This window comes from Gryllotalpicola ginsengisoli DSM 22003 (assembly GCF_000419445.1).
Lineage (GTDB): Bacteria > Actinomycetota > Actinomycetes > Actinomycetales > Microbacteriaceae > Gryllotalpicola > Gryllotalpicola ginsengisoli.
Window position 1 is genome coordinate 378,703 of record NZ_AULK01000002.1, and the last position, 25,548, is coordinate 404,250.

The window sequence follows — 25,548 nt, forward strand, 5'->3', positions numbered from 1 at the left end:
CCGGACACCCTGAGGCGGGCGGGCCATAATGGCCGCATGATCGCGAGCTCGCTCGCCCGGCAGCTGCGTGAGGCCGGGCTGAAATGGCATCCGGTCTCGGGTGACGCGTTCCGCATCGAAAGCCCGGAGTTCACCGGCGAGGAGACCTTCACCGTCTCCGACATGACGATCGAGCCGCATGAGTTCGACACCGGGACCATCCTCGGATTCAACGGCACGACCGAGTGGGCGCTCGATTCCGTGGCGATCGAGAAGGCGCTGTGGATCCCCCGCGAAGACCAGCTGCGCACGATGCTGGGCGGCACCTTCCGCACCCTGACCCGGCTCGCCGACGGCACGTGGCGCGTCGAGGTCGAACGCGGCGGCGAGCGCTCGTTCTTCGACGGCGACGACGCCGAGACGGCATACGGATGCGCCCTTCTGGAGTTGATCGATGTCTCGGCGCTCGGGTAGCCGCCGCGCCCCGTTCCCCGTCGGACCGTGGTTGTGGACGGCGATGATGGCGCCGTTCACGCCGGTGCAGTCGAGGTGGCTCAACGCGCAGCCGCTGACCACGGTGCGGTACGAGCTCGACATCGACTACGTGGGTGAGGGTCACCGCGGCCAGCACCTCGACGTGCTGACGCCGCGCTCGGCCGCCGAAGGCGGCGAGAGCCTGCCCGTGTACGTCTACTTCCACGGCGGCGGGTGGACCAGCGGCGACAAGGCGGCGCTGACCAAGTACTGCGCGGTCCAGGCCGACACCGGCATCGTCGTGGTCAACGTGAACTATCGCACTGCCGGGCTCCTGCGCGGCGGCTTCCACATGCGGCACATGCTGCACGACGCGAACGACGCGCTGCGGTGGGTGGCGGCGCACATCGCCGACTTCGGCGGCGATCCGGGCACGATCGTGCTCGGCGGCGACAGCGCGGGTGCGCAGATCGCCGCGCTGTACGCGGCGATGACGACCCGGCCCGAGCTCGCCGATCACTACGGTCTGCGAACGGCGATCACCCGCCGCGAGCTCGGCGGCCTCGTGCTGCACTGCGGCGCCGTCGACTTCTCGGTCGTCTTCGAGCCGGGCTTCATCATGAGCCACGACTTCGTGCGCATGCTGCTGCCCGGCTATCGGCGCGCCCGGATGAAGCCGGTGGCCCTGCAGCGGGCGAGCCGCTGGCTCAGCCCCATCGAGTGGCTCGACGAGAACTACCCGCCCGCGCTCGTGACGACCAGCGAACGCGACATCTTCTATCAAGCCAATCTCAACTTCGTGCGTGCGGCCGAGGCGAAGGGAGTCCCCGTCGAACTGCTCAGTTACGAGTGGAGTTCGAAGAACACCGAGCACACCTGGCAGCAGTACGCCGGCCACCCCGAGTCGCAGGAGGTGTACTCGCGCCTGCAGCGGTTCATCGCCGAGGTCAACTCACGTGCACGATCGGCCGGCGCCTAGGGTTCTTCTCCGCCTCGCGTAGCACCTCGCGGGTCACGGGCGCGATCTCGCCGGTTCCGTCGAGCAGGAACCGGGCCATGTTGGAGACCGGATTGCCCTCGTTCCACTGGAAGTACACGCTGGGCACGACGCCGGTGAGGTCGCGGATCTCGAGGAGCACGGCGGCGATGGCGTTCGGAACCGAGATGCTCTCGAGCTGGAGCACGCGGTATCCGTGCTTCTCGACGCCGCGCACGACGAGGTCCTCGACGAAATCGGAGGCGTCCTCCACGTCGCGGGGCTTCGGCAGCACCTCCAGGAAGATGATGCTGTTGCTTTGCGGGATGTGGCTGTAGAAGCGTTCCGAGCGGCTTTTCTTGCGGTATTCGTCCTCCGTGTCGGGGCCCGGCTCGTGCGCCACGATGCGGATCGTGCCCGACTCGTCGTCGGCCTGCTCCTGCAGCCAGGCGAGCGCGCGGTCGTCGAACTTCACCGAGGTGGCGCGCAGCTCGAAGGAGCGGCGCACGCGGGAGACGAGTGAGACGACGAGGATGCCGAGGATGAACAGCATCGCGATCCGCACGCCGTCGGGGCGTTCGATGACGTTGGCGACGGTGGTGTAGAGGAACACCACCGTGACGAAACCGAACGCGATCGTGCGCCGGCGCTGCCGGCGGCGCCGCGCCGAGACGGTCACGGCGAACGCGGCCGAGCTCATCAGGACCAGCACGCCGGTGGCGTACGCGCCGCCCTGCGCGTCGACGTTCGCCCTGAAGACGAGGGTGACGAGGAACGCGATCGCCGTGAACAGCACCACGAGCGGCCGCACCGCGCTCGCCCACTGCGGAGCCATGCCGTAGCGGGGCAGGTAGCGCGGCACGAGGTTGAGCAGGCCGGCCATGGCCGAGGCGCCGGCGAACCACAGGATCGCGATCGTCGAGAGGTCGTACAGCGAGCCGAACGCGGAGCCGAGGTACTCGTGGGCGAGGTACGCCAGTGCGCGGCCGTTGGCGTGCCCGCCCGGCTGGAACTCGCGCTGCGGGATGAGCAGCGTGGTCGCCACGCTCGAAGTGATCAGGAACACGCTCATGATGAGCGCCGCCACCGTCAGCAGGCGCTTGGCGCCGCGGATCCGGCCCATCGGATGCTTCGGCGTGTCGTTCTTCCCGCCGGTGATCTGCGGCATGACGGCGACGCCGGTCTCGAATCCGGAGAGCCCGAGCGCGAGCTTCGGGAAGACGAGCAGGGAGATGCCGATGATCTGCGGCCAGCCGCCGTGCATCGTCGTCACCGCCCTCCACCAGTCGGTCAGGAGCGGCGGCCGTGCGGCCACATGCCCGAGCGCCACCACGAGCACGATCGCGTTCAGCAGCAGGTAGGAGCCGACCAGCGCGATCGCGATGCCGATGGCCTCGCGGAACCCGCGCAGGAACACCGCGCCGAGCAGTCCGATGAGGAACAGTGTGACGACGATCTGCCAACCGGTGCCGGTGAACCAGTGCGGTGTCAGCGGATTCTCGAGTGCATGGGCCGAGGCATCCGCTGCGGACAGCGTGATGGTGATCATGAAGTCGGTCGCCGCGAAGCCCAGCAGCACGAGTACGAACAGCTTCCCCCACCAGTACGGCAGGGTGCGCTCGAGCATCTGGATCGAGCCCGACCCGCGGAAGCTCTCCCGTGCGACGCGCCGGTACACGGGCAGCGCGCAGCACAGCGTCATGACGAGCAGCACGACCGTGGCGAAGGGGGAGAGCAGGCCGGCGGCGAGCGCGGCGATGGCCGGCTGGTAGCCGAGGGTGGAGAAGTAGTCGACACCGGTCAGGCACATCACCCGCCACCAGGAATGCGTCTTCTCGGTCTCCGCCCCGTGCGGACCCACCTGGGTGCCGCGGATGTCGGTCATGCCGTTCAGGAACCAGTCGCGCAGCCGGCGGCGGGACGAGGCGAGGTCGCTCACCAGGCCGATGGTACGTGAGCCGGTCATGACGCCTCAGGAGGTGCCGCGCACCCTTCCGATCCAGGTCATGGCGTGGTACACGAGGATCGCGGCGATCGCCCCGAACGCGATGCCCGCGATCTGCACCCGGCCGAAGGTGAGGGTGATGTCCGCGATGCCGATCACGAGTGCGATCGCGGCCGTGAACTGGTTGCGCGGCTTGGAGAAGTCGACCTTGTTGTCGATCCAGATCTTGATGCCGATGACGCCGATCAGGCCGTACAGCGCGACGGTCGCGCCGCCCAGCACGCCGGAGGGGATCGAATAGATCACGGCGCCCACCTTGGGGCACAGCCCCAGGAGGATGGCGAAGACGCCCGCGACCCAGTAGGCGGCGGTCGAGTAGACGCGGGTCGCCGCCATCGTGCCGATGTTCTCGCCGTAGGTGGTGGTGCCGCTGCCGCCGAAGAGGCCGGCGAGCGTCGTCGAGAGACCGTCGGCGAACAGGGCCCGCCCCGTCAGGCGGTTCAGCTCCGGCTGCCCCGACATGGCGGCGACGGCACGGATGTGCCCCACGTTCTCGGCGATCAGGGCCAGCACGATCGGCAGGAATGCGGCCAGCAGCGACCAGGTCGGCTTGCTGCCGTCGAACGGGTTCGCCGGCAGGTGGAACTCCGGCAGCCCCACCCAGGCGGCGGAGCCCACGGCCGAGAGGTCGACCTGGCCCTGCAGCGCCGCCGCGATCCAGCCGACGACCACCCCGAGGAAGATCGACAGCCGCCCGATCAGGCCGCGGAACAGGACGGCGATCAGCACGATCGCCGCCAGGGTGATGGCCGCGGTCAGCGGCGCGGTGAGGAAGTTGGAGCCGGCGGTGGGGGCGAGGTTGAAGCCGATCAGCGCGACGATCGCCCCGGCCACCACCGGCGGCATGAGCAGGTCGATCCAGCGCGTGCCGGTCCAGATCACCAGCAGCCCGACGAGGGCGAGCACCACGCCGACCGCGACGATGCCGAACAGCGCGGAGGGCAGGGCCGCGGTGTGGCTGTACTTCGCGCCCATCGCCGCCGCGATCGGCGCGAGGAACGCGAAGGAGGAGCCCAGATAGCTCGGCAGCCGGTTGCCGGTGATCACGAGGAACAGCAGCGTGCCGATTCCGGAGAACAGCAGCGTCGTGGCCGGCGGGAAGTGCGTGATGAGCGGCACGAGGAAGGTCGCGCCGAACATGGCCACGACGTGCTGGGCTCCGATGCCGATGGTGCGCGGCCAGCTGAGGCGCTCGCCGGGCGCGACGATGGCGTCGGGGGCGATCGCCTTGCCGTCGCCGTGTAGCGTCCAGGACAGGGGCATGGCTCCCAGAATGGCGCAGCCCGCCCGGTAGTGTCGAACGCATGGCGATGCAACGCAGCTCGGCGCCCTCCGTCGGCATCGATCCGGCCGCGGTCACGGCATTCGCCGACGCGGTCGATGCGGCGGGGCTCGGGGTGCACGGCCTCGTCATCGCGAGGTTCGGCCGCGTCGCGGCCGAGGCGTGGTGGCATCCGTATGCGCCCGACGAGCCGCACATGATGTTCTCGGTCAGCAAGGCCTTCACCTCGATGGCTGTGGGCCTCGCGATCGCCGAGGGGGCGCTCGGCCTCGACGAGCCGACGCACGCGGTCTTCCCCGAACACCCCGAGGTGCCGGGGCAGACCATCCGGCACCTGCTCACGATGACCACGGGGCACGACCGCGACAGCTTCGCCCTGATGCGGCCGATGCCCGACCGCGACTGGGTGCGGGTGTTCTTCGAGCTCGCGGCGCCGTACCCGCCCGGCGAGCACTTCGTCTACGACACCGGCGCCAGCTACGTGCTCGGCGCCGCGGTGAGCCGGCGCACGGGCCTGTCGCTCACCGACTTCCTGCAGCCGCGGCTGTTCGAGCCGCTCGGCTGGCCGCGCCCGCACTGGGAGCGGGATCCGCGCGGCCAGGAGCACGCGGGCACCGGGCTCAAGCTCACCACGCGCCAGCTCGCCGAGTTCGGTCAGCTGCTGCTGCAGAGAGGCCGCTGGGAGGGCAGGCAGCTCGTGCCCGCCGACTACGTCGAGGCGGCGAGCGCGCATCAGACCCGCAACCCATGGTTCGCGAGCCACGAGTCGCGCATCGGCTACGGCTTCCAGCTCTGGCGCTCGACCCACGGCTTCCGTGCCGACGGGATGTGGGGGCAGTTCGCCGCCGTGATCCCCGAGCTGCAGCTCGTCGTCGCGACGACCTCCGGCTCGTTCGACGCCAACCGCATCCTCGAGACGGCGTGGCGCCACCTGCTTCCCGGCGTCGACCCCGCCTTCGCCCCGCCCACCGGGCACCCCGACGGCGCCGTCTTCACGCCCGGCGGCCGGCGGGTGCCCGACCCGGTCTTCGATGAGGCGGATGCGTCGCGCGAGGCCGCCCTGTCGGGCATCCGCTTCCGCCTCCAGGGCAACCGGCTGGGCGTCGACGAGCTGACGGTCGAGTTCGCGCCGGACCAGGTGGCCCTCGTCCTGTCCGGCTCCGGCATCGTGGCCGAGCGGCTCGTCGCGGGACGCGGCGGATGGGTGCCCGGCCGGACCGCGCTTTGGCCGGAGGAGCAGCTGCCCGAGGTGCCGTACGCGGCGTGGGCGGGGTGGACGGGCGGCGCGCTCGAGGTGCACCAGCAGCTGACCGGCACGCCGCTGCGGCGCATCTGGCGGCTCGAGCCGGACTCGGCGGAGGGCGCGCGGCTCATCGTCACGTTCCTGCCGGACGCCGGTCCCGAGGCGGCGGAGGACCTGCTATTGACCGCGCGTCAATAGCAGTAGCATGGCGGCCATGACCTCCACCGCCGAAGCCGGGGCCGGCGCCGCGGCATCCGTCGCTGCGACCGTGGCGGCCCTGCGGCAGACCTACGACACCGGCCGCACCAAGCCGCTGGCCTGGCGCCTCGCCCAGCTGAAGGCGCTGCGCCGCCTGCTGACCGAGAACGGCGCGGCGATCGAGGACGCGCTGTGGTCGGATCTGCACAAGGCCCCGGCCGAGACCCACTTCATGGAGACGGGCTTCACGGTCGCCGAGATCGACGCGATCTCCGCCAAGCTGCGCAGGTGGCTGAGGCCCCGCCCGGTGCCGACGCCGCCCGCGCTGCTGCCCGCGCGGTCGAGGGTCGTGCTGGAACCTCTCGGCGTCGTCGCCGTGATCGCCCCCTGGAACTACCCGGTGCAACTGCTGCTCGGCCCGGCAGCGGGCGCCCTCGCGGCCGGCAACGCGGTCGTGCTCAAGCCGAGCGAGCTGGCTCCCGCCACCTCGGCGGTGCTCGCCGAACTCGTGCCGCGCTACCTCGACCGCGACGCCGTCGCCGTCGTCGAGGGCGGGGTGCCCGAGACCACCGCGCTGCTCGGCCAGCGCCTGGACCACATCTTCTACACCGGCAACGGCACGGTCGGGAAGATCGTGATGGAGGCCGCGGCGAAGCACCTCACCCCCGTCACCCTCGAGCTCGGCGGCAAATCGCCCACCTACGTCGACGACACCGTCGACCTCGACGCGGCCGCGAGCCGCATCGCCTGGGGGCGGTTCGTGAACGCCGGGCAGACCTGCGTCGCCCCCGACTACGTGCTCGCCACCGCCGCCGTGCAGGCCGAGCTCGGCCCCGCCGTCGCCCGGTGGATCAAGCGCTACTTCGGCGCCGACCCGCAGGCCAGCCCCGACTACGGGCGCATCGTCAACGACCGGCACTTCCAGCGGCTGCGCGGGCTGCTCGGCGCGGGGACCACGGTGGCCGGCGGGCAGGCCGACGCCGCCGAGCGGTACCTCGCGCCGACCGTGCTGGCCGACGTGCCGCGCGAGGCGCCCGTGATGCAGGAGGAGATCTTCGGCCCGATCCTGCCGTTCGTGACCGTCGACGGACTCGACGACGCGATCCGGTTCATCAACACGCACGACAAGCCGCTCGCGCTGTACGTGTTCACAGAGGATGCGCGCACCAAGCGCCGCTTCCTGACCGAGACCAGCTCCGGCGCCGTCGGCTTCGGCATCCCCCTCGCCCACCTCTCCGTGCATTCGCTGCCGTTCGGCGGCGTCGGCGCGAGCGGCATGGGCGCGTATCACGGGCATCGCTCGGTCACCACCTTCAGCCACGAGAAGGCCGTCATCTCGAAACCGCTGAAGCCCGACACGATGCGGCTCGTCGCCCCGCCCTACACACCTGCCCGGCAGAAGCTGATCCGCCGCTGGCTCGGCCGGATCAGCTGACGCCTTTCCCGGGCGTCGGGCTGCCGATCACGGCTTCACGCGCCGCAGTCCGTCGATGTCGGTGGTGGCTGCTTGACTGCCGTGCATGAAGACCGGGACTCCGACGCAGAGCGCGTGGGAGCGCGTGCGCGAGCAGGGTCTCGACGAGGCTCGTGCGGCGCTGCGCGAGCAGGCGATCGCCGAGGCGCGGGTGATCGCGGCCATCTGCGACGTCGTCGACAACGCTGTCGCACATCCGCAGATCGAACTCGAGCCCGGGGTCGAGACGCATCCGGAAGCCGATGGTCTCGCCCAGCGATCGGCCATCCTCGGCCTCGCGCTCGAACTGGGGTTCAGCCAGGGGCAGGTCGCGGCCAAGCTCTCCAGCGGTCGTCGCCTCAGGCGTGACCTGCCGCGCACCTGGGCCGCATTCCGGTCCGGCGAGCTCACCTCGCAGAAGGCGCGCATCATCCTCGACAAAGCCGCCGAACTGCCCGACGACCAGATGGTGCTCGACTGGTTCGACGACGACATCTCACGCATCGCGGCCGGGCTGACCGCGGCCCAGTTGCGCCGCAAAGCAGCCGTCTTGGCCCGCCGCTACGGTGCGGAATCGCTCGATGCTCGGCACGCCCGCGCCGCACGCAAGCGCGGCGTGTGGATCGAGCCCGACGACGAGGGCATGGCGTGGCTGACCGCCTACAGCGAGCGCAGCGTGGACGAGAAACGCGCCGACGTGTTCGCCGACATCCTCCTCGGGCGCGGCACACCCTTCGAGGTGAGGCCGACCGTCAACGTGTACGTGCCCGTGCTGAACCTGATCGACTGCCCGGACTCCAGGCGGCAGGCGACGATCGAGGGTGTTGTGCCGATACCCCGGGGTCGGGCCAAGACCCTGGTCGGCGGCTCGGCCACGCTCACCCGCATCTTCACCGACCCCGTGGACGGGGCGATCCTCGGCGTGGGCCGCAAGAACTACCCTCCCGGCGCCGACCTGAAGCGCTTCGTCCTCGCCCGCGACGAGACCTGCACCGCACCCGGCTGTATCAGACCCGCCTCCAGCTGCGACATCGACCACCGCCTCGACTGGGCCAAGGGCGGCATGACGGATGCGTCGAACCTGCACGCCCTGTGCGCATCCGACCACACCTTGAAGCACAAGACGAAATGGGCCGTCAGCGTCGGCCCGCGCGGCCACGACTACTGGCGCTCACCCGGCGGCCGGGTCTACCGCGACACCTCCGACGACCCCCCGCCGTTGCGACCCCGCGCCCCATAGGGTGGGAGCGTGCGGATCGAAGCGGACTCGCTCGGCGAGCGACAGATTCCCGACGAGGCGTACTGGGGCGTGCACACGGCGCGCGCGGTGGAGAACTTCCCCATCTCGAAACGGCCGATCTCGGTCTACTCTGAGTTGGTGCGCGCCCTCGCCTCGGTGAAGCAGGCCGCCGCCCGGGCCAACGTCGAACTCGGCGTGCTAGCCCCCGAGAAGGCCGCGCTCATCGACGCCGCCTGCCAGGAGATCATCGACGGAGCCCTGCACGACCAGTTCGTCGTCGGCGTGATCCAGGGCGGAGCCGGCACCTCGACGAACATGAACGCCAACGAGGTGATCGCGAACCGCGCGCTGGAGCTGGCCGGCCGGCCCAAGGGCGACTACGGCTTCCTGCATCCGATCGACGACGTCAACCGCAGCCAGTCGACCAACGACGTCTACCCGACCGCGGTCAAGCTCGCGCTGATGTTCTCGCTGACCAGCATGCTCGACGAGATGCGGATGCTGCGCGATGCGTTCGCCGCGAAGGGGGACGAGTTCCGGCACATCCTCAAGATCGGCCGCACCCAGCTGCAGGACGCGGTGCCGCTGACCCTCGGGCAGGAGTTCCACGGCTGGGCGACGACGATGAGCGAGGACGTCGACCGGATCACCGACACGCTGCCGCTGCTGCGCGAGATCAACCTGGGCGCCACGGCGATCGGCACCGGCATCAACGCGGAGCCGGGGTATGCGGCATCCGTGCGCCGTCATCTCTCCGAGATCACGGGCTTCGAACTCGTCACCGCACCCGACCTGATCGAGGCGACCAGCGACACCGGCGTGTTCATGACCTTCTCGAGCGCGCTGAAGCGCGCGGCCGTCAAGCTGTCGAAGATCTGCAACGATCTGCGCCTGCTCTCCTCCGGGCCACAGGCGGGACTGGGCGAGATCAACCTGCCGGCGCGCCAGGCGGGCTCGAGCATCATGCCCGGCAAGGTGAACCCGGTGATCCCCGAGGCGGTGAACCAGGTGGCGTTCTCGGTGGTCGGCGCCGACGTCACCGTCACCATGGCCGTCGAGGCGGGGCAGCTGCAGCTGAACGCGTTCGAGCCGGTCATCGCGCACTCTCTGCTGCAGTCGGTGACCTGGATGCGGCAGGCCTTCCAGACGCTGCGGGTGAACTGCGTCACGGGCATCACCGCCAACGAGCAGCGGCTGGCCGCCATGGTGGGCTCGAGCGTCAGCGTCGTCACCGCCCTCACCCCCGTGATCGGCTACCAGGCCGCCGCCGCGCTCGCCAAGACGGCGCTGCTGACCGGGCGCAGCATCGCCGACCTCGTCGTGGAATCCGGGCTGATGACGCGCGAACAGGTGGAGCGCGAGCTCGCCCCCGAGCGCCTGTCCGGGGCGCCGGCGGAGGCGTGAGCCGAGAAAGCGCAGAATGTCAGATATGGAGACGGCGACCGAGCTGCGCCAGGCGGCGGTGGAACTGGACGCGCGCATCGCCCCCATCGACTGGTCGACGCCGGATCCGCGGGCGGTCGCGTTCCGCTTCGCCGCGCCGAGCGGATCCCTCGCCGCATGGTCCCTCGGCGACCCGGACGACCCGCGCGTGGTGCTCGTCCCCGGGGCGACCGGCTCCAAGGAGGACTTCCTGCTGCTCGCCCCGCCGCTCGTCGACGCCGGCTACTTCGTGCAGTCCTACGACCTGGCCGGCCAGTACGAGTCGCACGGCGCCGGCCCCTCGCCGCTCACCGGCCGCTGGGACTACCCGCTGTACGTCGACGACATGATCGCCTTCCTCGAGTCCGGCGCCCCGGCGCACGTGCTCGGCTACTCGTTCGCCGGCGTCGTCGCCCAGCTCGTCGTCGCCCGCCGGCCGGAGCTGGTGCGCAGCCTCACCCTGCTCACCGCGCCGCCGCTGACCGGCAACGTGTTCCGAGGGATCAAGATCGTCGGCGCGCTGAGCAGGTTCATCCCCCCGCATCAGGCCGCCGGGCTCATGCTCTGGGGCATCACCACCAACAAGAACGGCGTCGACGAGAGTCGTCTGCGGTTCGTGCGCGACCGTCTCGCCCTGACCCGCCGCGAGAGCGTCGACGACATCATGGCGCTCATGATGGACGTGCCCGACGTGACCGCGCAGGTCGCCACCGCCGGCATCCCCCTGCTCATCGCGACCGGCGAGCACGACCTGTGGCCGGTTCGCCTGCACGCCGAGTACGCCGATAGGATCGGCGCCGAGCTCGCGGTGTACCGCACCGGGCACAGCCCGTGCGAGACCACGCCCAATCAACTCGCCCTCGACATGATCCGTACCTTCCAGACCGCGGAGCAGCCTGCATGAGCCTTCCTCTGACCGCCGAGCACGCGTACGGCCTCGACGAGGATCTGCCCGAGATCGACTGGGCGAAGGCGCCCGAGGGCACCCGCGCGTTCCGCTTCGCAGCGCCGAGCGGGGCGCTGGCCGCCTGGGAGATCGGCGACCCATCCGGCGAGCGGGTCGTGCTCGTGCCCGGGGCCACCGGGTCGAAGGAGGACTTCGCGCTGCTCGCCCCGATCCTCGCCGGTCAGGGGTACTTCGTGCAGAGCTACGACCTGGCGGGGCAGTACGAGTCGGCCGAGGCCGGCCCGGCCGGCGCCGAGGGGTGGACGTACGACTTGTTCGAGTCCGACATGATCGCCTTCCTCGAGTCCGGCGCACCCGCACACCTGCTCGGCTTCTCCTTCGCGGGCATCGTTGCCGAGCTCGTCGTGCGCGACCGCCCCGACCTCGTCAAGACCCTCACCCTGCTCGCGAGCCCGCCGCTGGCGGGGCAGGTGTTCCGCGGGGTCAAGATCCTCGGCTGGCTCACCCGGTTCTGGTTCTACACGGCGCGCGTCGGCGCGGCCGCGATGATCTGGAACGTGCGCACCAACTTCAGCAAGGTCACGCCCGAGCGCTTCGCGTTCGCCAACGCCCGGCTCGCGCACCACCGGCGGGAAAGCATCGACGGCATGGTCGGGCTCATGATGCAGGCCCCCGACCTCCGGGCCGAGCTGCGCGCCTCGGGCATCCCGCTCCTCGTCGTCGCCGGCGAGCGCGACCTGTGGCGACCGCGCCGCTACCGTCGCTTCGCCCGTGAGATCGGGGCGGAGGTCGCGATCTACGCGACCGGTCACAGCCCGTGCGAGACCACCCCGCACCAGCTCGCCCTCGACATGGTGCAGCTCTTCCGCCGGGTGCAGCAGCCGGCGGCCTAGCGCGGCTGCGCGATCCGCTCGCGCTCGGCGGGGTCGGCGAACGCCCGCTTCGCCGAGTGCCGCGCCCACGGCGAGGCCTCCGGCCAGTGCTCCGCGAAGGTGTGGTACGCCCAGGCGAGCCGCCGGCCGAAGCCGCGCCAGGTCTCCAGCGGCCGCGCCGAGACGCCCACCCGCAGCGTCTCGTCGTAGCGCACCACGACGTCGGGCGGCAGGTGCAGCACGAGGTCGAGGTCGTCGTGCACGCGCGGATCGTCGCGGTGCACCAGGTCGCTCACCCGGCGCCACACCTCGGCCCGCATGGCGAAGTTGGAGCCGAAGATCGGCGGCGTGCCGAGCCACGGGCCGACGATGTGGAAGTAGGCGGGGATGTACAGGTGCTCGCCGAGCCAGTTGGCGATCGGATGCTCGCCGTAGAACGCTCCCGGACCGGTCAGCACATCGATGGCGGGGGAGGCGTCGAACTCGGCGACGATGCGCTCCAGCCAGTCGGCCGGTGGCCGGGAGTCGGCGTCGATGCGCGCGATGAGATCGGTGCGGGCCGCGTCGTAGCCCGTGGCGGAAGCGGACATGATGCCGCGCACCGGCTGGGTGAGCACCCGGGCGCCGGCGGCGCGGGCGACGTCGGCCGTGGCATCCGTGCTGCCGTTGTCGACGACGATGACCTCATCGGCCGGCCGCGTCTGCGCGGCGAGGGCGGCGAGGGCGTGGCGCAGCATCTCCGCGTCGTTCAGGGCGGGGATCACGACCGTCACCGTGGTCACGCGCACTCCTCTCCGGCTCGATCTTAGGCGCGCCGTAGCATCGGAGGCATGCAGGACATCGTCGCCCGTCTGACCGCCGAACTGGGGGAGGCCGTGACGGTCGATCCCGAGCGCCTGACCGCAGTCCGCACCGACAAGTCGGGCTGGCTCTCGCCCGGCGCGCCGCTCGCGGTGGTGGAGGCGACCTCCGCCTGGCAGGTGCAGGCGACCCTGCGTATCGCGAACGAGCTCGGCGTGGGCGTGGTGCCGCGCGGCGCGGGAACGGGGCTCGCCGCCGGCGCCACCGGCGGCGACGGGGTCGTCGTGCTCTGCCTGGACCGCATGGACCGCATCCTCGAGATCGACCCCGCCGACGGGATCGCCGTCGTGGAGCCCGGCGTCATCAACGCCGACCTCGACGCCGCGCTCGAGCCGTACGGCCTCTGGTACGCCCCCGACCCCGCCAGCAAGGCGATCTCGACGATCGGCGGCAACATCGCCACCAACGCCGGCGGACTGCTGTGCGCCAAGTACGGCGTCACCCGCGAGGCCGTGCTCGCGCTCAAGGTCGTGCTCGCCGACGGCCGGCTGATCAGCGTGGGGCACCGCACCGTGAAGGGCGTGACCGGCTACGACCTGACCGCGCTGTTCGTGGGCAGCGAGGGCACCCTCGGCGTCGTGGTCGAGGCGACGGTGCGGGTGCTGCCGCGCCCGGTGGGCGACGTGGTCACGATCGGCGCGTTCTTCCCCGCGGTGCGGCAGGCGGCCCAGGCGGCGTCCGCGATCGTCGGCGCGCAGCTGCGGCCGGCCGTCATGGAGCTGCTGGACGGCCAGTCCCTCGACGCCGTCCGCGCCTACCTCGGCGCGGCGGTCATCCGCGATGCGATGGGCCCGGCGGCCGGCGACGGCTTCCTGCTCGTGCAGTTCGACCAGTCCCCGGCGCCCGAGACCGTGCTGCGCGCGGTCGAGCTGATCGAGGCCGACGGCGGGCAGACGAGGGTGTCGACGGATGCCGCGACGGGGGAGCAGCTGCTCGCCATCCGGCGAGCCATGCACCCCGCGCTGGAGGCGAGCGGCGAGGTGCTCATCGAAGACCTGTCGGTGCCCCGCTCCCGGCTCGCCGACGCCTTCGACGCGATCGCCGAGGTGTCGGCGCGGCACGGTGTGCGCATCCCCACGGCGGCGCACGCCGGCGACGGGAACCTGCACCCGAACTTCGTGCTCGAGAACGGCATGGAGCAGAAGATCTGGGACGCGGCCGACGATCTGTTCCGGGCGGCGCTGGACCTCGGGGGCACGCTCACGGGCGAGCACGGGGTGGGCGTGCTGAAGCGCCACCACCTCGTGGACGAGCTGGGGGCCGACGTGTACCGTCTTCAGCAGCAGCTGAAGGCGGTGTTCGACCCGCAGGGCATCCTCAATCCAGGAAAGGTGTTCACGACGTCATGAGCGACGCCTCGCCGCAGCCGGCCGCCGCACCGGCATCCGTCGCCCCCACGCTGACCGCCTGGACCCCGCCGCCGCGCCCGCGCGCGGGTCTCGGGGTGCGGGTCCTCGGCGCCGCCGGCATCGTCGTCGCCGCCATGGCGGTGGTGCTCGCCTTCGCCTACCTCGGCCTCGCCTTCGGGCCGGCCGGCGTGATCCTCGACCTCGTCGTCGCCCTGATCCCGCTCACCGGCGTGCTGCTCGTGGTGTGGTGGCTCGACCGGTGGGAGCCGGAGCCGCTCGGCGTGCGCGTCTTCGCCTTCCTCTGGGGAGCAGGGGTGTCGATCGTCATCGCCCTGCTCGTCGACCTCACCGTACAGGTGTACGACTATGCGGCGCACGTGAAGCCCGACGCGGCGCTGCAGGCGACCGTGCAGGCGCCGCTCGTCGAGGAGGGGGCGAAGGGGCTGGGGGTGCTGCTCGTGTTCCTCGTCATGCGCCGCACCTTCGACGGGCCCGTCGACGGCATCGTGTACGGCGCGACCGTCGCGGCCGGCTTCGCCTTCGTGGAGAACATCCAGTACTTCGCCGAGTCGCTGCACGACGACGGCGGCTACGGTCTGGCCGTCACCTTCTTCCTGCGCGGCCTGCTGATGCCGTTCGGGCACCTCGTCTTCACCGCGTGCACGGGCGCCGCGCTGGGCCTCGCCAGCCGCCGGCGACACCCGCTGCAGATCGCGGGGCTGTTCCTGCTCGGCTACGCCGGTGCGGCGATCCTGCACAGCGCGTTCAACTCGGTGAGCCTGTTCACGACCACGGTCGGCGGGTTGTTCACGACGTACCTCTTCGTCGAGGTGCCGCTGTTCGGCGTCGTCGTGTGGCTCGTGCTGCTCGCCCGCCGCTCCGAGGAGACCGACACGCGCGCCGCTCTCACGGTGTACCAGGAGGCCGGCTGGTTCACGCCGGAGGAGGTGGTCATGCTCGGCACCGGGGCCGGCCGCAAGCAGGCCAAGCGCTGGGCGGCGGCCCACGGCGTGCAGGCGCCGATGAAGGCGCTCATCGCCGACGCGACGAAGCTCGCGCAGACGAGGCAGCGCATCGCGGCCGGGTACGACACGGCGCAGGCGCAGAACGACGAGCGGATGCTTCTGGACGCGGTCGTCGCCGACCGCGGCGCCCTGCGCCCGCGAACGGGCTGATCACCGACCTTCGCCATGCCCGCCACCGACCCGCTCGCCCCGCCGGCGTCGACGACGGGGCCGATCCCGACGGCCCTGCCCGCCTACGCCCGGCCGCGGGCACCCGTGGGATCCCTCGTGGCCGTGGTGGTGGGCATCTGCGCCGCGGCCATGGCCGTCATGTGGGTGGTCTCCTACCTCGTCACCGTGCTCGGCGTGGTGGGGGTCGCCGTCAACGGGCTGGTCGCCCTCGTGCCGCTCGTGGCCGTGCTCGCGGTCGTGCGCTGGGTGGACCGGTGGGAGCCCGAGCCGTTCATCGCGCGCGCCTTCGCGTTCCTCTGGGGCGCGGGCGTGTCGATCTTCGCGGCGCTCGTGGTCGACCAGACGCTCAACGAATACGGCAACCGCATCGGCGTCACCCGCGACCAGCTGTTCACCATCACCGTGCAGTCGCCGATCGTGGAGGAGATCGCCAAGGGCGTCGGCGTGCTCATCATCTTCCTCCTGGCGCAGCGCACCTTCGACGGCCCGGTCGACGGGGTCGTCTACGCGGCGACCATCGCCGCGGGCTTCGCCTTCGTCGAGAACATCCAGTACTTCGGGCTTGCGCTCGTGGGCGGGGGAGAGGCGGATCTGGCGTACACCTTCTACGTCCGCGGCATCCTGTCGCCCTTCGCCCACCTCGTCTTCACCTCGTGCACGGGCATCGCGCTGGGCATCGCCGTGCGAACCCGGCGCAGCCGCCTCGGCACGGCGGCGCTGTTCGCCGCCGGCCTCGTCGCGGCGATCCTGCTGCACGCCGGGTTCAATCTCGGCTCGGCCTTCGACGAGAGCGGGGCGTTCTTCTTCTACCTCATCGTCGAGCTGCCGATCTTCGCCGTGTTCACCGTCTTCGTGCTGTTCGCCAGGCGTCGCGACGCGGCCCTCACCTACGAGAACCTGTCGCTGTACGCGCGGGCGGGCTGGTTCACGGCGGCCGAAGTCGACATGCTCGGCACGGTGGCCGGGCGCAGGCAGGCGCGGCGCTGGGCGAAGCGGCGGGGCGGCGCAGCCCGGAAGGCGGTGCGCCGGTTCATCCGGGACGCCACGGCGCTCGCCTACGCGCGGCGCCGCATCGTCACCGGCCGAGGGCGCGAGCGCGCCCGGCAGGACGAGCGGCGGCTGCTGCGCGCCGTGACGGCCGACCGCGAGGCGGTGCTGCGCTCGTAGCGGCTGGAGACAGAAAACTCGCCGACGTCGGTGCGGCCCGGCCTGCAACTCGATGAACGTCGGCGAGTTCCTGGCGGCATTGTCGCGCGGCCGCCGCGCGGCGGCAAGTCCCCTGCGGATCGGCTGCAGGATTTTGCGCCCGCCGCCGCGAAGGCGGTTGGATGGACCCCATGGCAGACACCGAGAAGACCAAGCCCGAGATCGACGCGCCGGAGGGTCCCGCCCCCACCGAGCTGGAGATCGTGGACCTGATCGAAGGCGACGGCGCCGAGGCCAAGCCCGGCGCGACCGTCGACGTGCACTACGTCGGCGTGGGCTACGACTCGGGCGAGGAGTTCGACTCGTCGTGGAACCGCGGGCAGTCCATCCAGTTCCCGCTGCGCGGCCTGATCGCCGGCTGGCAGGAGGGCATCCCCGGCATGAAGGTGGGCGGCCGCCGCAAGCTCACCATCCCGCCGCACCTGGCGTACGGGCCGGCCGGCAGCGGCCACCCGCTCGGCGGGCAGACGCTGATCTTCGTGATCGACCTTCTGGACGTCAAGTAAGTCGAAAAGCCCCTAGGGCGACGGATGCAGGGCGTCGTAGTCGCGGAAGGAGCGCTGCACCCGCACCAGCGTGAAGATCAGCACGACGATCAACGCGCCGCCGAGTGCGGGGCCGAGCCACAGGACGGCGAGGCTCATCGCGCCGATGTACAGGTCGCCGAGCCGCGGCCCCGCGGTGACGACCACGACGAACACGCCTTGGATGCGGCCGCGCATGGCGTCGGGCGCCGAGGCCTGCAGGATCGTGTTGCGGAAGATCGAGCTGACGTTGTCGGCCCCGCCCGCGAGCGCCAGGGTGATGGCGGCCAGGGCGACGCCGCCGAGGTGCACGTGCGCCCAGCCGGCGGAGGTGGCCCCGAAGTCGTGGAAGGTCCACACCGCGAGCACGGCGCCGAAGGCGAGGATCGCCGCGCCGTACGCCTCGACGGCGCGCTCCACGGCGCGGCCGTGCATCCGCACGTGTCCCAGCGGGCCGGAGAACACGCTCGACAGCAGCCCGCCGATGGCGTAGGCGGCCGTGAGCACCCCGACGGTGATCGACCCGCCGCCGAGCACCAGAGCCCCGGCGGCCGGGAACAGCACGCGCGGCTGGCCGAAGGTCATCGCGATGATGTCGACGACGAACGACATGCGGATGTTCGGCGCGCGGCGCAGGAACCGCGCCCCCTCGAGCAGCGACTCGAGGCCCGGCCTGGCCGCATCGCCCTCGGGCAGGATCTTCGGCAGCGACAGGATCCCGAGGAACGCGAAGGTGAAGGTGACGACGTCGATCGTGTAGGTCGGCCCGAATCCGACAGCGGCGACGAGCACCCCGGCGACAGCCGGCCCGACCGTGATCATGATCCCCATCGAGATGCCCTGCAGCGCGCTCGCCGCGGGCAGCAGCTCTTTGCGCAGCAGCCGGGGGAGGATGGCCGACCGTGCGCTGCCGAGCACCGTCGCCGCGACGGTGTTGACGGTGGTGAGCACGTAGAGCAGCCAGACCACGTCGGCGTGCAGCCAGGCGAGTGCGCAGATGCCCGCCGTCGAGCACCATGCGACGACCGCGGACACGAGGGCGACCAGCCGCCGGTCGAACACGTCGGAGAGCATCCCCCCGTAGATGCCGAAGACAACCATCGGCACGAGCGCGAACAGCGCCACGAAGGACACGGCCAGGGTCGAGCGGGTGATGTCGTAGATCTGCAGGCCGACGGCGACGATCGTGATCTGGCTGCCGATCCCCGCGATGGCGTTGCCGATCCACAGCCGAGCGAACAGCGGGCTCTCCCTGAGCGGCGCCGTGTCGACGAAGACCGAGCGGCGCACCGCTGTCGCCGGCGCCGGATGGTCGGGGTCGCTCACCGATCCAGATTACGGCAGGTAGGGGGCCAGCCTCCGTTTCAGCGCGGGCGCCAGCGCCGCCGAGAACGTGGCCGTGATGTGGTGGGAGTCGCGGTACACGAGCCGGCCGCCGATGATCGGCGGGCAGGTGCGGGCGCAGAAGTAGTCCGTCATGTCGACGAACTCCGCGCGCGTGCTGTCGGCGGCCTCGCGCACCGCTTCGCTCACCGGCTTCTTGAACGCGAGGGATGCCTCGCGCGCGCACGCCGCCGTGTCGTCGAGGTGCGCCGACAGGCAGTCGACGGGGCTGGTCCCGAAGTCGGGGGTGTCCGAGAGCAGCACGATGCGGGTCTGGGCCGGCACCGCCACGATGGTTGCGGCGAGGCCCTGCGACCACTGCTGCTTGGTCGACGATCCGTCCGGCAACTCCTCGCCTTCGTAATCGGCCAGCACGAGCACCTCCGGCGGGTCCGCGGCGAGCTCACGCAGCACCGCGTCGCGCCACTGGTCGCAGGACGGATACGGTGCGCCGTCCCGCACGTGGTCCTCCAGCACCGAGGCGCAGGCGCTCTTCGTCTGGGTGACGAGCTGATATCCGCTCTGCTTCGCGATCTTCTCCAGCGCGGGCGCCCACTGGGCCGCCTGCGAGTCGCCGAACAGGACGATGCGGGGCGCCCCGTCCTTGCCGAAGGAGCACGGCTTCGGCGTCGACTCGGAGAAGCCCAACTCGCAGCCGTCGTCGTACAGCTCGGCGTTGTCGTCCTTGGCCGCGGCGAGGGACGGTTCCAGGTTGCTGGGTACGAACGGCGTGCCCACCGGCGGCGCGGTCGGCGCCGTGTGCGGCACGGCCTCGTCGACGTACATCCGCGTGGAGCTCGCCCCCGACAGGGCCGTCACGGCGAGGCACGCCAGCACGGCGCTGCCGGCTCCGGCGGCCAGCAGCGAGCGCTGCGGGCGGGCGGCGGCGAGCCGGCGCATCCGTCGCATCGGCTGCTCGACGAAGCGGTACATGGCCCACGCGATGGGCACCGCGACGGCGGCGAGCAGGCACGTCGCCCAGAGCGGAAGCGGCGACTCGTAGCCGACCCGCGCCTGCGTGAGCTGCAGCAGCGGCCAGTGCACCAGGTACAGCGAATAGGAGATCGCGCCGACGAACTGGAACGGCCGGGTGGACAGCAGCGGCCCTGGCCCCCAGCGCACCGGCACGCACCCGGCCGCGATCAGGGCGGCGGCGCCGGCGACCGGCAGCACGGCGGCGATGCCAGGGAAGGAGGTGTCCGAGCCGAACAGCGCGCACGCGGCGACGATCGCCGCGAGACCTGCCCAGCCCAGCACCGCTGAGACGGCCGGCCGCAGGACGCGGCCGAGCAGGGGAGCGCCGATCGCGAGCAGGCCGCCCGAGGCGAGCTCCCACGCGCGGGTCCACAGCGAGAAGAACGCCCAGGGCTGGGACGGTCCGGTCAGCGCCACCTCGATCGCCAGCGAGACCGCGATCACGACCGCCATCGCGGCACCCACCAGCACCCGGCGCCGCCGGACCCGGTGCGCCAGCGCCCACAGCCCGAGCAGCAGCGCGGGCCAGAGCAGGTAGAACTGCTCCTCCACCCCGAGCGACCAGTAGTGCTGGAAGACCGACGGCGCCGTGTCGGCCAGGTAGTCCGTGCCGCGTATCGCCAGGACGTAGTTCGGCACATAGAGCGCGACCGCCACGGCGTCGGAGAACGACTGCGGGCGCAGCGCCGGTGGCACGCACACGAGCACCCCGGCGATGGTCAGCGCCAGCACCGTGAACGACGCCGGCAGGATGCGGCGGGCGCGGCGGGCGTAGAAGTCGGCGAATCCGATGCGCCCCTGCTCCGACAGCCGCCCGAGCAGCTGCCCCGTGATGAGGAATCCGGAGATCACGAAGAACACGTCGACGCCGACGTAGCCGCCGTCGACGCCGGGCACGCCGGCATGGGAGAGCAGCACGGCGGCCACCGCGATGGCGCGCAGGCCCTGCACATCAGCACGGAATCGGGATTTCACTCGTGCCACACTCCCAAACACGACCTTGCCGGCGCCCCGCAACGTACCCGGGTTTGCCGGAAGTTCACCCGGCCCCGGAGTGCCCGCAGTGCTCTGCTAGACTCTGGAGGTTGCCGTCAATCGGCCGCGGATCAAGAGAGCTCAGGCATCCGGCCCCGGGCACCGCGCAACGAGAGAACGAGAGAGAGGGGATCCCATCCATGGCACTTGATGCAGAGGCCAAGAAGGCGATCATCGACGAGTACGCTACCCACCCCGGTGACACCGGATCCCCTGAGGTCCAGGTCGCCATCCTGACGAAGCGGATCAAGGATCTGACCGAGCACCTGAAGGAGCACAAGCACGACCACCACTCGCGTCGTGGCCTCCTCATCCTGGTCGGCCAGCGCCGCCGCCTCCTCGGATACCTGCAGGAGATCGACATCGAGCGCTACCGTTCGCTGATCGAGCGCCTGGGACTGCGCCGCTAGTCTTTTCAATTCGCCTTTTCAGGCTCTGGGACGGCCGCCACTGTACTGTGGCGGCCGTTTCCCGTATCCGTCGTCGACTACGAAGAAGAGGATCCCGTGCCCCGGCCCCGACGCAAGCCCTTCTGGCGGTGGACGCCGCTGCCCTGGGTGGTCGTCGTGCTGCTCATGCTGGCCACCGGGACCGCGCAGGACGTCGGGGCGGCAAGCGCCTTCCGCGTGCTGCTCGCGGTCACGATCGCGGCGGCGGTCGCGTCCGCGATCTACGTGGCGACGGATGCACGGCGCCGCGGCCCGCAGTTCACGGCCGAAGGGCAGCTGCGATCGCTGGAGGGGCTCGAGCTGGTGCCGGTCGCCGGCACGGGGCATCCGATCACCGTCGCCGACGCCCGGCGCGACCAGCACGGAATCGAGGCGGCACGCGCCCGCGGCGGCGAGCGGCTGCCCGCCGTGCTCGTACCCGACGCGGGCAACTGGTGGAATCTGCGCAGTGACATCGCCGTCTATCTCGTGGTGGACGGCGTCGCCTACCGTGCCGGGCGCCTCGGCGACCAGGCGCAGGTCGCCTGGCAGCAGCGCCTCGACGAGCTGAAGGCCTCCGGCCGCTACGCGGTGGTCGAGGCCGAGATCGTCGGCACGGCCCGGCCGTTCGCCGTCGATGTGCGGTTGGAAGGAGCCCGAGTCTGATGTTCCGTCGTCATCCCGTGCTGGCCCCCCTCACCCTGCTCTATCTAGCGGGAGTGGCCTGGATCACCCTCGGCCCGCAGCCCCTCGACAACCACCAGCAGGAGTGGGTGTACCGGCTGCTCGTGTTCGCCCGGCGGGTGACCGAGTACCGCTGGCCGCGGCTGTCGGAGCAGCTCACCTACGCCCATGTCGAGTTCGCGGCGAATATCGCGATGTTCATCCCGGTCGGCGTGTTCTTCGTGCTGCTGCTCGGCCGCAGGCTGTGGTGGGCGGCGATCCTGCTGTGCTTCGGCATGACCCTCGCCATCGAAGCCGCTCAGCGGTACATCCCGGGGCGGGTGTCGGATGTGCGCGACCTCGAATCCAACGGGCTCGGCGCGATCATCGGCGTCCTGCTGGCGCTGCTGCTCACCATTCCCTCGGCGCTGCGGGAGCGCGACCGACGGCGCATCGACGAGCTCGAGGGCGAGCTCGCGCGCTACCGTGCCCAGCGCGGCTGAGCATTGCCGACGGCGTCCGTATTCTGAGGGAGAGATGAGCGACACCCTCGTCAAGCAGAACCCGTCGGCGCCGCCCGGCTTCTTCGAGGCCGAGGCGGCCGGCTTGCGCTGGCTGGCCGAGGCGACGGATGCCGGCGGCGCCCGCGTCGCCCGCGTGATCGGCGTCTCGCCCGGCCGCATCGAACTGGAGCGCGTGCCGTCCGCGCGGCCGTCCGCACAGGCGGCCCGCGAGTTCGGCCGCGCGCTGGCGGTCACCCACGACGCCGGCGCCGCCGCCTTCGGCGCCCCGCCCGACGGGTGGGACGGCCCCGGTTTCATCGGCAAGCGGCCGCAGCCGTTCGCCCACGAGGAGCGCTGGGGTGCGTTCTACGCCCGCGACCGGGTGCTGCCGTTCCTCGCCGTCGCCGAGCAGGCCGGCAGCGTGACGGCGGACGAGGCCCGCGTCATCCGTGACGCCTGCGAACTCGTCGCGGACGGCGCCTTCGACGACGACGAGCCGCCGGCGCGGCTGCACGGGGACCTGTGGAACGGCAACGTGCTGTTCTCGCCGGACGGGGTCGTGCTGATCGACCCGGCGGCGCACGGCGGCCACCGCGAGACCGACCTCGCGATGCTGCAATTGTTCGGAGCGCCCTTCCTCGGCGAGATCCTCGCCGGCTATGAGAGCGCGCATCCGCTGCGGCCCGGCTGGCGGGAGCGCGTGCCGGTGCACCAGCTGCACCCGCTCGCCGTGCACGCGGCCGGCTTCGGGCGCGGCTACGGCGTCGAACTCGTCGACGCGGCGCGCGCCACGCTCGCGCTCGGCCGCCACTGACGCGCCTGCTGATAGCATCGACAGCAAACAGGAGCAGGCCCGACAGGCGCTGGTCCTCGGTGGTGGATTTCGGAAGCACGGGCTTCCGCGTTCTTCTACTGGTGGCCAGCACGAGCCCGGGCGGAGGAGTCCGACTCGATTCTGTGACGTTTCCTGCTCCTGACGTACGCCTGCATCGCAACACGGCGATGCGGAAAGACCGAAGGAGAGAGACCTCGATGGAAGGTCCCGAAATCAAGTACGCCGAGGCCGTTCTCGACAACGGCAAGTTCGGCAAGCGCGTCGTCCGGTTCGAGACCGGCCGCCTCGCCCAGCAGGCACAGGGCGCCGTCGCCGCCTACCTCGACGAAGACACCATGCTGCTGTCCGCGACGAGCGTCAGCAAGCAGCCGAAGGACAACTTCGACTTCTTCCCGCTGACCGTCGACGTCGAAGAGCGCTCGTACGCCGCGGGCAAGATCCCCGGCTCGTTCTTCCGTCGCGAGGGCCGCCCCTCGACCGAGGCGATCCTCGTCTGCCGCCTGATCGACCGCCCCCTGCGCCCCTCCTTCGTCGAGGGCCTGCGCAACGAGGTGCAGATCGTCGTCACCGTGCTGTCCATCGCCCCGGACGAGTTCTACGACGCGCTGGCGATCAACGCCGCATCCGCCTCGACCCAGATCTCCGGCCTGCCGTTCTCCGGCCCGATCGCGGGCGTCCGCCTGGCCCTGATCGACGACCAGTGGGTGGCCTTCCCCAAGCACTCTCAGCTCGAGAACGCCGTCTTCGACATCGTCGTGGCCGGCCGCGTCGTCACCGACGCGCAGGGCAACGAGGACGTCGCCATCATGATGGTGGAGGCCGAGGCGACCGAGAGCAGCTGGAACCTCATCAAGGCCGGCGCCACCAAGCCGTCGGAAGAGGTCGTCGCCCAGGGGCTCGAGGCGGCCAAGCCGTTCATCAAGACCCTCGTCGAGGCGCAGGCGAAGCTCGCCGCGCAATCGGCCAAGGAGGTGCAGGACTACCCCGTGTTCCTGCCCTACACCGCGGAGACCTACCAGGCCGTCGAGCAGCTCGCACTCGAGGAGCTCGGCCCCATCTACCGCATCGCCGACAAGATCGAGCGCCAGAACGCCGACGACGAGCTGAAGGCCCGCGTCAAGGAGCAGATCGCCGCGAAGATCGACGCGGGCGAGCTGCCCGAGTCGGCCGCCGCCGAGGTGTCCGCCGCCTACAAGTCGGTCACCAAGAAGGTCATGCGCGGCCGCGTGCTGCGCGAGGGCGTGCGCATCGACGGCCGCGGGCTCGCCGACATCCGTCCGCTCGACGCGGAGGTGCAGGTCATCCCGCGCGTGCACGGTTCCGCCATCTTCCAGCGCGGCGAGACCCAGATCCTGGGCGTCACCACGCTGAACATGCTCAAGATGGAGCAGCAGATCGACTCGCTGAGCCCGATCACGCACAAGCGGTACATCCACCACTACAACTTCCCGCCCTACTCGACCGGCGAGACCGGCCGCGTGGGCAGCCCGAAGCGCCGCGAGATCGGCCACGGCTTCCTCGCCGAGCGCGCCCTCGTCCCGGTGCTGCCGAGCCGCGAGGAGTTCCCGTACGCGATCCGCCAGGTCTCCGAGGCCCTCGGCTCCAACGGCTCCACCTCGATGGGCTCGGTGTGCGCCTCGACGCTGTCGCTGCTCAACGCCGGTGTGCCGCTCAAGGCGCCGGTCGCGGGCATCGCGATGGGCCTCATCTCCGAGACCGTCGACGGGGAGACCAAGTACGCCGCGCTGACCGACATCCTCGGCGCCGAGGACGCCCTCGGCGACATGGACTTCAAGGTCGCGGGCACCAGCGAGTTCGTCACCGCCATCCAGCTCGACACCAAGCTCGACGGCATCCCCTCGCACGTGCTCGCCGCCGCCCTGAAGCAGGCGAAGGACGCGCGCACGACGATCCTCGACGTGATCAACCAGGCCATCGACGGTCCCGACGAGATGGCCCCCACGGCGCCGCGCGTGATCAGCGTGCAGATCCCGGTCGACAAGATCGGCGAGCTGATCGGCCCGAAGGGCAAGACGATCAACGGCATCCAGGACGAGACCGGCGCCGAGATCTCCATCGAGGAGGACGGCACCGTCTACATCGGCGCGACCGACGGCCCGAGCGCGGAGGCCGCGCGCGCCGCGGTGAACGCGATCGCGAACCCGACCAACCCCGAGGTCGGCGAGCAGTTCCTGGGCACGGTCGTCAAGATCGCGACCTTCGGCGCGTTCATCTCGCTCCTTCCCGGCAAGGACGGCCTGCTGCACATCTCCGAAGTGCGCAAGCTGGCCGGCGGCAAGCGGGTCGAGAACGTCGACGACGTGCTCGGCGTGGGGCAGAAGATCCTGGTCGAGATCACCAAGATCGACGACCGCGGAAAGCTCTCGCTCGCCCCGGTGATCGCCGAGGCCGAGGTCGGCGAGGCCGCGGCCGAGGAGCCGGTGGCCGCCGAGTAGACCGCCCGACACACGCACGGATGCCCGTCCCGGACCCCCGGGGCGGGCATCCGTCGTTCTCGCCCGCCGAGGACGGATTCCGA

Annotated in this window: 22 protein-coding genes; 17 read left to right on the top strand and 5 right to left on the bottom strand. The window is 71.1% G+C overall.

The genetic code is table 11. The features are described 5' to 3' along the window. The first annotated feature begins 36 nt into the window (after positions 1–36). Complete coding sequence (locus tag H563_RS0106310; protein ID WP_022881760.1) at positions 37–453, top strand: hypothetical protein; 417 nt, start codon at positions 37–39, stop codon at positions 451–453. Next, positions 434–1,432 carry an alpha/beta hydrolase gene (locus tag H563_RS0106315; RefSeq protein ID WP_245556823.1) on the top strand — a complete coding sequence of 333 codons (999 nt, stop codon included), beginning with the start codon at positions 434–436 and terminating at the stop codon, positions 1,430–1,432. Before H563_RS0106310 ends, H563_RS0106315 begins: the two co-directional genes overlap by 20 nt. On the opposite strand, the gene H563_RS0106320 is transcribed toward H563_RS0106315, so the two are convergent. Next, entirely contained in the window at positions 1,401–3,395 is a 1,995-nt protein-coding gene (locus H563_RS0106320) for an APC family permease (RefSeq protein ID WP_022881762.1), read from the bottom strand. The two genes, H563_RS0106315 and H563_RS0106320, sit on opposite strands and share 32 nt — an antisense overlap. A gap of 6 nt (positions 3,396–3,401) precedes the next feature. Beyond that, a complete protein-coding gene (locus tag H563_RS0106325) occupies positions 3,402–4,697 on the bottom strand; it encodes a uracil-xanthine permease family protein (protein ID WP_022881763.1) in 1,296 nt (431 codons plus the stop codon). Between the two features lie 41 nt (positions 4,698–4,738). Here H563_RS0106325 and H563_RS15335 point away from each other — a divergent pair, with 41 nt between their 5' ends. From H563_RS15335 to H563_RS0106355, 6 genes are all read left to right on the top strand, one after another. Then, positions 4,739–6,157 carry a serine hydrolase domain-containing protein gene (locus tag H563_RS15335; protein WP_022881764.1) on the top strand — a complete coding sequence of 473 codons (1,419 nt, stop codon included), beginning with the start codon at positions 4,739–4,741 and terminating at the stop codon, positions 6,155–6,157. A gap of 16 nt (positions 6,158–6,173) precedes the next feature. Beyond that, the gene (locus tag H563_RS0106335; RefSeq protein ID WP_027479175.1) at positions 6,174–7,592 is read left to right on the top strand and encodes an aldehyde dehydrogenase family protein; all 1,419 of its coding nucleotides are present in this window, start codon (positions 6,174–6,176) and stop codon (positions 7,590–7,592) included. 85 nt (positions 7,593–7,677) lie between these two features. Beyond that, entirely contained in the window at positions 7,678–8,850 is a 1,173-nt protein-coding gene (locus tag H563_RS17285) for an HNH endonuclease signature motif containing protein (protein WP_022881766.1), read from the top strand. Positions 8,851–8,859: 9 nt separating this feature from the next. Then, a complete protein-coding gene (locus H563_RS15345; protein ID WP_022881767.1) occupies positions 8,860–10,254 on the top strand; it encodes an aspartate ammonia-lyase in 1,395 nt (464 codons plus the stop codon). A gap of 25 nt (positions 10,255–10,279) precedes the next feature. After that, positions 10,280–11,176: an alpha/beta fold hydrolase gene (locus H563_RS0106350; protein WP_022881768.1), complete on the top strand. Its 897-nt coding sequence runs from the start codon at positions 10,280–10,282 to the stop codon at positions 11,174–11,176. Beyond that, positions 11,173–12,072 carry an alpha/beta fold hydrolase gene (locus H563_RS0106355; RefSeq protein WP_022881769.1) on the top strand — a complete coding sequence of 300 codons (900 nt, stop codon included), beginning with the start codon at positions 11,173–11,175 and terminating at the stop codon, positions 12,070–12,072. The genes H563_RS0106350 and H563_RS0106355 overlap by 4 nt, the downstream gene beginning before the upstream one ends. On the opposite strand, the gene H563_RS0106360 is transcribed toward H563_RS0106355, so the two are convergent. Beyond that, positions 12,069–12,833, bottom strand: coding sequence for a glycosyltransferase family 2 protein (locus tag H563_RS0106360; protein ID WP_027479178.1), 765 nt, complete (start codon positions 12,831–12,833; stop codon positions 12,069–12,071). The two genes, H563_RS0106355 and H563_RS0106360, sit on opposite strands and share 4 nt — an antisense overlap. 48 nt (positions 12,834–12,881) lie before the next feature. Between H563_RS0106360 and H563_RS0106365 the strand changes: the two genes are divergently transcribed. The 4 genes from H563_RS0106365 to H563_RS0106380 all read left to right on the top strand — a co-directional run bounded on the left by H563_RS0106365 (position 12,882) and on the right by H563_RS0106380 (position 17,169). Then, positions 12,882–14,261: an FAD-binding oxidoreductase gene (locus H563_RS0106365; protein WP_022881771.1), complete on the top strand. Its 1,380-nt coding sequence runs from the start codon at positions 12,882–12,884 to the stop codon at positions 14,259–14,261. Further along, a complete protein-coding gene (locus H563_RS0106370) occupies positions 14,258–15,436 on the top strand; it encodes a PrsW family intramembrane metalloprotease (RefSeq protein ID WP_022881772.1) in 1,179 nt (392 codons plus the stop codon). The genes H563_RS0106365 and H563_RS0106370 overlap by 4 nt, the downstream gene beginning before the upstream one ends. A 15-nt stretch (positions 15,437–15,451) precedes the next feature. Then, positions 15,452–16,624 (top strand): PrsW family intramembrane metalloprotease, encoded by a 1,173-nt coding sequence (locus H563_RS15350; RefSeq protein WP_022881773.1) that lies wholly within the window; start codon positions 15,452–15,454, stop codon positions 16,622–16,624. 170 nt (positions 16,625–16,794) lie between these two features. Next, positions 16,795–17,169 (top strand): FKBP-type peptidyl-prolyl cis-trans isomerase, encoded by a 375-nt coding sequence (locus H563_RS0106380; protein ID WP_022881774.1) that lies wholly within the window; start codon positions 16,795–16,797, stop codon positions 17,167–17,169. A 12-nt stretch (positions 17,170–17,181) separates the two neighbouring features. Here H563_RS0106380 and H563_RS0106385 read toward each other — a convergent pair whose 3' ends face one another. Together H563_RS0106385 and H563_RS15355 are read right to left on the bottom strand one after the other, a co-directional pair. Beyond that, positions 17,182–18,513 carry an MFS transporter gene (locus H563_RS0106385; protein WP_022881775.1) on the bottom strand — a complete coding sequence of 444 codons (1,332 nt, stop codon included), beginning with the start codon at positions 18,511–18,513 and terminating at the stop codon, positions 17,182–17,184. A 9-nt stretch (positions 18,514–18,522) separates the two neighbouring features. Beyond that, positions 18,523–20,520, bottom strand: coding sequence for an acyltransferase family protein (locus tag H563_RS15355; protein ID WP_022881776.1), 1,998 nt, complete (start codon positions 20,518–20,520; stop codon positions 18,523–18,525). Positions 20,521–20,720: 200 nt separating this feature from the next. On the opposite strand from H563_RS15355, the gene rpsO reads away from it, so the two are divergent. The 5 genes from rpsO to H563_RS0106415 all read left to right on the top strand — a co-directional run bounded on the left by rpsO (position 20,721) and on the right by H563_RS0106415 (position 25,465). Further along, positions 20,721–20,990 carry a 30S ribosomal protein S15 gene (gene rpsO, locus H563_RS0106395; RefSeq protein WP_022881777.1) on the top strand — a complete coding sequence of 90 codons (270 nt, stop codon included), beginning with the start codon at positions 20,721–20,723 and terminating at the stop codon, positions 20,988–20,990. A gap of 96 nt (positions 20,991–21,086) precedes the next feature. Beyond that, positions 21,087–21,674, top strand: coding sequence for a hypothetical protein (locus H563_RS0106400; RefSeq protein WP_022881778.1), 588 nt, complete (start codon positions 21,087–21,089; stop codon positions 21,672–21,674). Beyond that, the gene (locus H563_RS18285) at positions 21,674–22,174 is read left to right on the top strand and encodes a VanZ family protein (RefSeq protein WP_022881779.1); all 501 of its coding nucleotides are present in this window, start codon (positions 21,674–21,676) and stop codon (positions 22,172–22,174) included. Before H563_RS0106400 ends, H563_RS18285 begins: the two co-directional genes overlap by 1 nt. Before the next feature lie 34 nt (positions 22,175–22,208). Next, positions 22,209–22,988, top strand: coding sequence for a fructosamine kinase family protein (locus H563_RS0106410; RefSeq protein ID WP_022881780.1), 780 nt, complete (start codon positions 22,209–22,211; stop codon positions 22,986–22,988). 218 nt (positions 22,989–23,206) lie between these two features. Beyond that, positions 23,207–25,465, top strand: a complete 2,259-nt coding sequence (locus tag H563_RS0106415; protein ID WP_022881781.1) for a polyribonucleotide nucleotidyltransferase — start codon at positions 23,207–23,209, stop codon at positions 25,463–25,465. The last annotated feature ends 83 nt before the right edge of the window (positions 25,466–25,548 follow it).

What these genes read in the sequence shown, in the direction of transcription:
- H563_RS0106320 (WP_022881762.1), bottom strand. Translation starts at nt 3,395, where the DNA reads ATGACCGGCTCACGTACCATCGGCCTGGTGAGCGACCTCGCCTCGTCC.
- H563_RS0106335 (WP_027479175.1), top strand. Translation starts at nt 6,174, where the DNA reads ATGACCTCCACCGCCGAAGCCGGGGCCGGCGCCGCGGCATCCGTCGCT.
- H563_RS17285 (WP_022881766.1), top strand. Translation starts at nt 7,678, where the DNA reads ATGAAGACCGGGACTCCGACGCAGAGCGCGTGGGAGCGCGTGCGCGAG.
- H563_RS0106370 (WP_022881772.1), top strand. Translation starts at nt 14,258, where the DNA reads ATGAGCGACGCCTCGCCGCAGCCGGCCGCCGCACCGGCATCCGTCGCC.
- H563_RS15335 (WP_022881764.1), top strand. Translation starts at nt 4,739, where the DNA reads ATGGCGATGCAACGCAGCTCGGCGCCCTCCGTCGGCATCGATCCGGCC.
- rpsO (WP_022881777.1), top strand. Translation starts at nt 20,721, where the DNA reads ATGGCACTTGATGCAGAGGCCAAGAAGGCGATCATCGACGAGTACGCT.
- H563_RS0106310 (WP_022881760.1), top strand. Translation starts at nt 37, where the DNA reads ATGATCGCGAGCTCGCTCGCCCGGCAGCTGCGTGAGGCCGGGCTGAAA.
- H563_RS18285 (WP_022881779.1), top strand. Translation starts at nt 21,674, where the DNA reads ATGTTCCGTCGTCATCCCGTGCTGGCCCCCCTCACCCTGCTCTATCTA.
- H563_RS0106380 (WP_022881774.1), top strand. Translation starts at nt 16,795, where the DNA reads ATGGCAGACACCGAGAAGACCAAGCCCGAGATCGACGCGCCGGAGGGT.
- H563_RS15350 (WP_022881773.1), top strand. Translation starts at nt 15,452, where the DNA reads ATGCCCGCCACCGACCCGCTCGCCCCGCCGGCGTCGACGACGGGGCCG.
- H563_RS0106365 (WP_022881771.1), top strand. Translation starts at nt 12,882, where the DNA reads ATGCAGGACATCGTCGCCCGTCTGACCGCCGAACTGGGGGAGGCCGTG.
- H563_RS0106325 (WP_022881763.1), bottom strand. Translation starts at nt 4,697, where the DNA reads ATGCCCCTGTCCTGGACGCTACACGGCGACGGCAAGGCGATCGCCCCC.
- H563_RS0106355 (WP_022881769.1), top strand. Translation starts at nt 11,173, where the DNA reads ATGAGCCTTCCTCTGACCGCCGAGCACGCGTACGGCCTCGACGAGGAT.
- H563_RS0106350 (WP_022881768.1), top strand. Translation starts at nt 10,280, where the DNA reads ATGGAGACGGCGACCGAGCTGCGCCAGGCGGCGGTGGAACTGGACGCG.
- H563_RS0106315 (WP_245556823.1), top strand. Translation starts at nt 434, where the DNA reads ATGTCTCGGCGCTCGGGTAGCCGCCGCGCCCCGTTCCCCGTCGGACCG.
- H563_RS0106410 (WP_022881780.1), top strand. Translation starts at nt 22,209, where the DNA reads ATGAGCGACACCCTCGTCAAGCAGAACCCGTCGGCGCCGCCCGGCTTC.
- H563_RS0106415 (WP_022881781.1), top strand. Translation starts at nt 23,207, where the DNA reads ATGGAAGGTCCCGAAATCAAGTACGCCGAGGCCGTTCTCGACAACGGC.